This window comes from Chitinophaga sp., from assembly GCF_036566945.1.
In the GTDB taxonomy this organism is placed as follows: domain Bacteria; phylum Bacteroidota; class Bacteroidia; order Chitinophagales; family Chitinophagaceae; genus Chitinophaga.
On record NZ_DATCVJ010000494.1, the window covers coordinates 1 to 8963 of the forward strand.

6 protein-coding genes are annotated in these 8963 nt (G+C 47.1%); 1 reads left to right on the forward strand and 5 read right to left on the reverse strand.

All coding sequences use genetic code 11. From position 1 onward, the window contains the following. Nucleotides 1–475: 475 nt before the first annotated feature. Entirely contained in the window at nt 476–2860 is a 2385-nt protein-coding gene (locus VIP81_RS15085) for an ABC transporter permease (protein WP_331962232.1), read from the forward strand. Here VIP81_RS15085 and VIP81_RS15090 read toward each other — a convergent pair. From VIP81_RS15090 to VIP81_RS15110, 5 genes are all read right to left on the reverse strand, one after another. Next, nucleotides 2846–3424: a hypothetical protein gene (locus tag VIP81_RS15090; RefSeq protein WP_331962235.1), complete on the reverse strand. Its 579-nt coding sequence runs from the start codon at nt 3422–3424 to the stop codon at nt 2846–2848. The genes VIP81_RS15085 and VIP81_RS15090 overlap by 15 nt on opposite strands. A gap of 161 nt (nt 3425–3585) precedes the next feature. Next, the gene (locus VIP81_RS15095; RefSeq protein ID WP_331962238.1) at nt 3586–5223 is read right to left on the reverse strand and encodes an acyl-CoA dehydrogenase family protein; all 1638 of its coding nucleotides are present in this window, start codon (nt 5221–5223) and stop codon (nt 3586–3588) included. A 121-nt stretch (nt 5224–5344) separates the two neighbouring features. Beyond that, a complete protein-coding gene (locus VIP81_RS15100; protein WP_331962241.1) occupies nt 5345–7552 on the reverse strand; it encodes a Gldg family protein in 2208 nt (735 codons plus the stop codon). After that, complete coding sequence (locus VIP81_RS15105) at nt 7549–8493, reverse strand: ABC transporter ATP-binding protein (protein ID WP_331962244.1); 945 nt, start codon at nt 8491–8493, stop codon at nt 7549–7551. The genes VIP81_RS15100 and VIP81_RS15105 overlap by 4 nt, the downstream gene beginning before the upstream one ends. Nucleotides 8494–8576: 83 nt before the next feature. Further along, nucleotides 8577–8963 (reverse strand): RagB/SusD family nutrient uptake outer membrane protein (locus tag VIP81_RS15110; RefSeq protein ID WP_331962247.1); only part of this gene is annotated, 387 nt, incomplete at its 5' end.

An 8963-nucleotide genomic window follows, 5' to 3' on the forward strand; every position in this document is an offset into this window, starting at 1 on the left:
CGATTTGATCGAGCGTCGGAATCCCTAATGTGATGGCGCGTTTCGAGGACGAATCGGTTAACGCCGGCTGCACTGGCTGCACTGGCTGATGGGCCCAGGCCCAAAAGGAAAGCGTATGCAATAGAACTCCAGCAAGAATAACACCCGCTATGCTTGTCTTCATGACGTAGAATTTAATATGTACAAACATATATACATATTAACACTTTTCAAAGGTTTCAAGAGGAATTGTTTGATGGATGGATGTTATCTTTTGCAGACGATCGCCCGGCGTGGTGTAAATTAAAAGCGCTTATGACAGACACCCTTCCCAGCCGGCACTTTTCTTTTAAGCCCTGGCAATCTCTGTCCATTTTCAGACAACCCTTGTTCGGAACCGGACGCTCCGGCGGGAAATAAAATGCGTAATATCGTTGTGCTGTGGGGGTTGTGTCTATGGCAGTATTATTGTCGCTCATCAGAAAATTGCTCAGTCATGTTAACTAGTCACGCCAAAATAGCGTGGAGAAATCTTTTAAAGAACAAAACTTTCTCCTTTATTAATATCGTAGGGTTATCTACCGGAATGGCGGTGGCCTTACTGATTGGTTTGTGGATCCATGATGAATTGACTTACAGTAAAAACCATGCGCATTACGATCGTATTGTGCAGGTAATGCAGCATCAAACATTTAACGGTGTGGTAGGCACCCAGCCCTCCAACCCTTACCTGTTGGGCGCGGAGATCCGGGATAAATACGGCAGCGATTTTAAATACGTGGTGATGTCGTCCTGGAATAGCAAACATATTTTAACGCATAACAACAATGCTGTTTCTGAGATAGGGAATTTCTTCGAGCCGGACTTTCCGGAGATGGCCACGCTGACCATGCTGAAAGGCACCCGTGGCGGATTGAAAGATCCGGCATCTATTATGTTGTCTGCCTCGGCAGCGAAGGCGCTGTTTGGAGATAAGGACCCGATAGATCAGTTGGTGAAGATTGATAAACGACTGGATGTAAAAGTAACGGGCGTGTATGCAGACCTGCCCTATAACTCCGCTTTCAGGATGCTGGCTTTTATTGCGCCCTGGGACCTGTATATAAGTAGTCAGGCCTGGATCAAAGCGATGGATAATCCGTGGCGGGCTAACTTTACCCAAACCTATGCACAGTTGGCTGACAACGCAGACCTGGAAAAGGTATCTGCTAAAATAAAAGATGTGAAGCTGCGTAAAGTGCGGGCAGAAGATGCGGCGTTTAAGCCGGAAGTCTTTCTGCATCCCATGAGCAAATGGCATTTGTATGCAGACTGGGACAATGGAAAAAATATAGGCGGTGGTATTCAGTTTGTATGGTTGTTCGCCATCATCGGCATTTTTGTACTGCTGCTGGCCTGCATCAATTTTATGAACCTCAGCACTGCCCGCTCTGAAAAGCGGGCAAAAGAAGTGGGTATACGAAAAGCTGTAGGGTCGGTGCGTGGTCAGCTGATCACGCAGTTCTTCAGCGAATCACTGCTGGTAACAGTCATCAGTTTTGTATTGGCATTATTGCTGGTACAGCTGGCGTTGCCGGTTTTTAACGAGGTAGCCAACAAGCGGGTGAGCATTCCTGTATCGCATCCCTTATTCTGGCTCACAGGGCTGCTGGTGACCTTGCTCACGGGCTTAATAGCCGGTAGCTACCCGGCGTTGTATTTATCTTCCTTTGAACCTATTAAAGTACTGAAAGGTACATTCCGTGCCGGACGCTATGCCGCCATTCCCCGTAAAGCTTTGGTGGTCATACAATTTACCGTGTCGGTTATTCTCATCATCGGAACGGTGGTGGTATTCCGGCAAATCCATTATGCACAGCATCGCCCCACCGCCTATAGCAGGGAAGGACTGATTGCTATTCCCATAACGACCGGCGACCTGAAAGATCATTTTGAATTGATCCGCAATGAGCTGATGGCAACAGGTGTGGTGAAGGATATGGCTTATTCTTCCAGTGGTACTACTGAACTGAATGCTATCAATAACGGCTATACGTGGAAAGGAATGTTGCCCGGCACACAAGGGAATTTTGGTGCCATCAGCGTAACGCATGATTACGGCAAAACCATTGGCTGGCAAATCATTGCAGGGCGTGATTTTTCGAGAGCATTTAAGTCGGACAGTACCGCGATGATCCTCAACGAAGCCGCCGTTAAATTTATGGGACTGAAAAATCCCATAGGCGAAATCGTTAAAGTGGATGATAAGCCTTTCAACGTGATTGGTGTGGTGAAAGACATGGTCATTGAATCTCCCTATAACCCCGTTTTTCGAACCGCTTTTACCATCGACTACGACAATGCCAATCTCATTAATGCCAGGATAAATCCCAACAAAACTACCGCTGCTGCGTTGGCACAAATGGAAACTGTGTTTAAAAAATATAATCCCGGTGTTCCTTTCGTTTATAATTTTGTAGATGATGATTATGCAGAAAAGTTTGATGACGAACAACGTATCGCAAAACTTTCCAGCTTCTTCGCAGTGCTGGCTATTTTCATCAGTTGTCTCGGTCTTTTTGGAATGGCCTCTTTTATGGCGGAGCAACGGGTAAAAGAAATCGGCGTGCGCAAAGTATTGGGCGCTTCCGTTTTCAATTTATGGCAGTTGATGACAAAAGATTTTGTACTGCTGGTGGTAATTGCATTGGTGTTGGCAGTGCCGGTCGCTTATTATTTCATGAGTAACTGGCTGCAGCATTATAAATACCGTACGGAAATATCCTGGTGGATCATCGCATTAACCAGTATGGGCGCGTTGTCTATCACTTTACTGACGGTGAGTTATCAATCTATTAAAGCAGCGATGATGAACCCGGTGAAGTCGTTAAGGTCGGAGTAACTCCATTTCTATATATGTTGTACAGTCGTCGTTTATACCACGGAAATTATCAAGCAGGATGGCAGCGCCACCCTGTTTGACCATTTCTTTTACGACGCGATAGTAGATATCGGCACTTTCGGGACCTTGTCCGATCAAATCAAAAACAATATGCTTGGTATTGGATAATGTGGCGTAAAGATTAATTAGCTGCCGATGGCTTTCATGCAGGGTCTTCATCCTGGTGCGCTTGTTAATTAACGCATGCTCGTATATTTTACCAGCCAACGCATGATCTGGTTGGGCGTTCTTTTTTAAGTATCGCCCAACAGTGGATGGATAGAAATTTCTTCGTATCCATGACTCCCTGAAATGCGGTACGTAGGTCAGCGGTTGGGATATGGTCAGTGCCTCATTTAAAACTTTACCGGTTAAAATATTAATCAGCCGGGTTTTAATTTCCTGAAAATAAGCCCCGCTCAGCAGCGAAAGGACTGCAATTTCCCCGCTCCGCAAATCAAAAGCAGGAATGAAATAGGGATCGATTGTTATTCCTTTGCTTTCTACTATCATTGAATTACTCATAATATACCCCGTTATATAATCATCCGCTAAAATAAGGTTAATATCGGCACATGTGTATCATAACGGTGAAAGGCATACGACGAAAGTGGTGAAATAGTCCTTGTTGCTTGGTATTCATGGGTGAAAGGCATTAAATTACATTTGATGCCTTTCGCCTTTTTTTAATATTCCTGATAGGTCATATTCATCACTTCCTCTAATCCTTTTTCGGCCGGCAATGTTCCCCAGGTTAAATGCCGTTGCGGGGAAAGTCTTGCTGCGCAAAACAGTGGCGCAAGGGTTTGCGGGGCTACGCGGATCAGTTCAATGGCCTGCATGGCCAGCGCCATTTTTTCTACGATGATCCGTGCGTTGTATTCATCCGGATGTGCGATCAGCGGTTGCAGATTTTCGAGGTGCAGATCCAAATATTTATCGAGCCCTTTGGCGAGTTCCAGGTAGTGCATGAATGCGGCAATGCTATGCGGCTCTTTGTGCATGGCGCGTAATACGTCCAGTGCCTGTATGTTGCCGGAGCCTTCCCAGATGGCATTCACCGGAATATCGCGGTACAGCCTCGGCATAATGGAGGTTTCCACGTATCCATTACCTCCAATACATTCCAGCGCTTCGCCGAGTACAAGCACGGCTCTTTTGGTATTCCAGAATTTTCCGATGGCGGTACCAATCCGGGTAAAGTGCAGGGCTGCTTCATCGGTCAATGCATCATCGAAGCCTTTGGCCAGCCGCATGGCAAGGGTAGTGGCGGCGGCAGATTCCAGGCATAGGTCTGCCAATACATTTTTCATGAGTGGCTGATCGATTAGTTTTTTTCCGAAAGCAAATCTGTGGTGGCAGTGGTGGATCGCTTCTGCTACGGCCCGCTGCATGGTAGCGGCGGAGCCAACGGCGCAATCGAGGCGGGTATGGCGTACCATTTCCATGATGTTGGGAACGCCGCGTCCTGTTTCTCCGATGAGCTGCCCGAAGGCGGCATGAAATTCCACTTCCGCGGATGCATTGGATTTGTTGCCCAGCTTATCTTTTAAGCGTTGAAAGTAAAGGGTATTTTTTGTGCCATCCGGGGTAAACCTTGGCACCAGGAAACAGCTTAATCCCTGCGGTGTTTGGGCCAGCACCAGGAACGCATCGCTCATAGGGGCGCTGCAAAACCATTTTCTGCCGGTGATTTGGTAGATGCCATTTCCCACAGGTTGCGCAAAAGTGAGATTGGCGCGAACGTCGCTGCCACCTTGAGGTTCTGTCATGGCCATGCCAAAGGTGACGCCTTTTTTCTGTGTGTACGGAATATGCCGCGGGTCGTATTCGTTGGAGAGTACCCGTGGCAGCCATTCTTTGGCGATGTCTGGTTCTATTTTGAGCGAGGGCACTACTGCAAAAGTCATTGTTAAAGGACAGCTGCTGCCTTCATCAATTTGTTGCTTGAGATACGATAAAGTGCTGTGTGCGAGGTAAGCGCCTTGCTTGCTGCCGGTCCAGGCGACGGAATGCACCTGGTGTTGAATCGCCGCTTCCATCATCTGGTGATAGGCCGGATGATAGTCGACGATGTCGAGCCGGTTGCCAAAGCGGTCGTGTGTTTTTAATACGGGAATGTTTTTATTGGCAAGGTCACCGGCTTCCTGCATGGTACGACTTCCCATCAATGCGCCAAATGCCGTTGCGGGCGCCTGTATCCAACCGCCGCCATATTCAGCAAGCAATTTTTGAAGCAGGGGATTCGTGGTAAATGAATTGTAATTTTCCAATACAGGAACCTGGTTAACAGCCGTGTGAAAATCAAAATCAGCCGGAAGCATACATGTGATGTTTGATATACACTAATTTAGACTATTTGCAACAAAGGTCCGCCGGTGTAAATCATAAAAAAAAGGCCACTCCACAATGGGAGTGACCTGGTATGACGGGTTGGTTTTAATCTTATCTTCTTTTCCTGTAAATCAACAGGGTGGTGGCCAGTAGCAGCAACGACACGGGGATTATGCCAAAGAAAAATACCCGCATGGTGAGGATACCTGCATCATCGCTATCTATCACATCTCTCGACGGCATAGTACCGGTGTTGATGGGAAATGCGCCATAGGTAAACCACCGGAATATTTCCGTGGTAAATGGCTGATTCCACACCGATGGTTTTCTGCGGGCAATTTCTGCGGAACTCATAAAATCGGCGTCGCCGCTAACAATGATCCGCTGTGTTTTTCCGGCTTGTTTTCTTTCCAGTGCCAGGGCCAGCGGTTGTTTGTTTTTCGATAACAGTAATGGGACTACTCCGAAACCGGCGCTGTTGCCATATTGCAGGTTTACCGCACCTGATACCGATACTACGCCACTGTCGGACTGATAGGCGCCGAGCGCCGGTGATATTTCACCTGCCTTTTCCGAGAAATGCGACAGCAGAAAATCCGGAGCATAATCCCTGCTTTCTTCCTGTACTGCTGTGTCGCCGGCATGTACATCCAGTTGCTGCAGTAACGGCGCCAGCACGAATTGTGACCCTGGCTCTGTCATGATGAACAGGTTTCTGCCGCTGGCCACATATTGCTGCAGCTGCTGCTGTACTTTAGCGGAGAAGGCCGTTTGTGGTGCAGCGATCACGAGTATAGCAGTGTTGGCAGAAATAGATTGAAGGTCCGCGTTAAGGGTATCTACTGTAAAGCCCTGGTTAATTAACGCAGCTCTGAAGGAACCGTCTTTTACAAACATCTTCAGGGCAGCATCTCCGGCTTTACTAATACTGCGTTCTCCATTACCGGTCAGAAAAGTCACCACCGGTGTTTGCGATGGCGTGACAAGATGTTTCAGCGCCGCAGTAAATTCGCGCTCGCCGGGATAAATCATCATATCATTGTAATACCGCAGAAACGTTTGCCCATCGCCGTATTGGAGCAATCTTACCAACTTGTTTTCTTCGGGTCGCAGGTTCACCATTTTTCGGATGCTGGCCGGCGGCAGTACTTTTTTAAAGTCGAGGTCCTGGATATCGGCTACTTTTTTAGCAATGGCGGCATCGCTTTCTCCCGGATAATTTTTATACAAATTTTTATTATCACCAAAATCATAATAGTACACATAGTTCATCTGCAGATCCGGTAAAAAACGACGATAAGGAATCATCAATCGTTCATCTTCACTTTTCTTTTCCGGCGCTCCCAGGTAATAATTATCATCCAGGATATTCACATAGGTGGTAATCTTCAGGGGCTTATCCATTTTCTTTACCAGGTCCCTGCTTTGTGGTCCCAGCGTATGTTTGCTGGTTACGGTCATATCAATATAGCCGGTAGCTACCGGCAGTGAACTGATATAGCCAACAAGAAAACAGGCGGCGACCAAACCAATATACCTTACGGTACGGAGATATCCGGGTTTTGCTTCCCGCTGATCCTGTAAACGCATACAGGTGATGGTCAGGAAAAATCCGATGACGAGCAGGAAATACAATACATCTTCCGAGCTGATTAACCCGGCAATGAACTGTTCGGTTCTGCCGGAAATAGACATAAAGTAGGTAATGTGCCGCACGGTATCGTTACCCTGGAACAGGCCACCAATAAAGTTGAGCAGTGCCAGTACTGCCAGTGTGCTGATAGCCGCTACTACCTGGTAGGTAGTTAAGGAAGACATGAATATACCGATGGCGGCATAAGCGCAGATCAGCAAATACAGTCCCAGCGCGCCGGACGACAGCAACTGCCAGTCGATATGTTCTATAAAATACGCACCGGATATACTATATAAACAGATAATCACCAGTAACAGCGCGCCATATCCCATCATCGCCAGGTATTTTCCCAGCACAATATCTTTGACCTTAATAGGAGAGGACAAGAGCAATTTGATAGATCCGCTGTGTGTTTCCCGGCTGATGAGGCCCATGGTTAATAGCGGAATATAGAAGTACAATGTACTTTTTACACCGGGATAAAAACCTTCCCGGCCGCCGAATACCATGGCCGTTACGTTGGTGAAATGATTGCCCATGCGTTGTGCACGGCCTATCATCTGGATATAGTGGAGGTAGTCAATACCTATTTGGATCGGGAACACAATTAAAATGAGCCATGCTACCGGTGAATGAAAAAGGAGACTCAACTCCTGCCGGGCTATTCTGATAATGATTCTCATGACGGTAAAGCAGGTTTAGTTTTTTTATTGGATAACTGGGCAAAGATGGCATCCAGTGAACTTTTCTCGAGGGTGATTTCTTTCAGCCGCCAGCCATTTTTTACGCTCAACTCCACAATACTTTCTGCGATGTCTGCGGCGGGTTCAAAACGCATGCGGATAGATTTGTCTGTCAGGAATTCTACTTCCTTAATGCCTTTGATTTGTTGTAACACCGCTTGCGTGGGTGGGGTTTCCATGGTGGTGATCAGGCTATCCGGTTCAATATAATTATTGAACGATTCCATGGTATCTTTAAATACCATTCTGCCGCCTTCAATCATGATGATATCCTGGCAGGTGGCCTGAATTTCCGAGAGAATATGGGAAGAAAAAATGACGGCGCGATCGGTCGCAATTTCTTTGATCAGTTGTCTTACTTCCAGGATCTGGTTAGGATCAAGACCATTGGTAGGCTCGTCCAGCACCACCAGCAGGGGCCTGTGTATGAGCGCCTGCGCAATGCCTACGCGCTGCCGGTAACCACCGGAAAGGTTGCCAATGAGGCGATGACTGAAATGTGCCACGCCGCATCTTTCTTTCACCTCGGCTACGGCCGTTTTAATACGCCGTTTATCTACGAACCGCAAATGGGCGCAATAGGTCAGGTATTCATCTACTGTTTGTTCTAAATACAAAGGTGCATTCTGCGGCAGAAAGCCAATTCTTTTCTTGGCTTCTTCCGGGTGGGTACGCATATCAATGCCTTCAATCAGCACTTTGCCGAGCGTTTGACTCAGCACGCCACAAAGAATATTCATGGTAGTGGATTTACCGGCGCCGTTGGAACCGAGCAATCCTACAATGCCTTTTTTATTGATGTCGAAACTGACATCCTGCACTGCCCAGTCTTTGCTGTACCGGTGAGAGAGTCCTTCAATTTTAACGATGTTATCTTGCATTTTCTGATTTGATTAAGTCAATGGGAAAGTAAGGGTACCGGTATTACCGGCACCCTATGGAATAGGACTAAGGACAAAAACGTTTAAGGATTCAGCGGCCAGTCCGGATTAAAAATGGTGGCTGCCGGCCATAGCTGACGTACATAGTTATTACTGTTGGGCAACAATTCATATGTTATGCCTTCTGCTATGTGGGTCACTTTTTTCTGGAAACGGGTTTCTTTGTTCAGGCGTTTCAGGTCAATCACACGTACGCCGGTGAAGGCCAGTTCCCGCCGTCTTTCTTCCAGCACAAAGCGCAGCACTTTTTCTGCGTCATTGTTGAAATCCGACGGGGTAAAGACTTTATAGGCAGCAGGTGTAATGCGGTTCAATCTCAACTTATTAATATCATCCAGTGCGGCGGATAAGCTGTTGGCGCGTGCATTACATTCTGCTCTTATCAGGTAGGTTTCCGGTACGCCCAGGAA

What these genes read in the sequence shown, in the direction of transcription:
- VIP81_RS15090 (WP_331962235.1), bottom strand. Translation starts at nt 3,424, where the DNA reads ATGAGTAATTCAATGATAGTAGAAAGCAAAGGAATAACAATCGATCCC.
- VIP81_RS15105 (WP_331962244.1), bottom strand. Translation starts at nt 8,493, where the DNA reads ATGCAAGATAACATCGTTAAAATTGAAGGACTCTCTCACCGGTACAGC.
- VIP81_RS15085 (WP_331962232.1), top strand. Translation starts at nt 476, where the DNA reads ATGTTAACTAGTCACGCCAAAATAGCGTGGAGAAATCTTTTAAAGAAC.
- VIP81_RS15100 (WP_331962241.1), bottom strand. Translation starts at nt 7,552, where the DNA reads ATGAGAATCATTATCAGAATAGCCCGGCAGGAGTTGAGTCTCCTTTTT.
- VIP81_RS15095 (WP_331962238.1), bottom strand. Translation starts at nt 5,223, where the DNA reads ATGCTTCCGGCTGATTTTGATTTTCACACGGCTGTTAACCAGGTTCCT.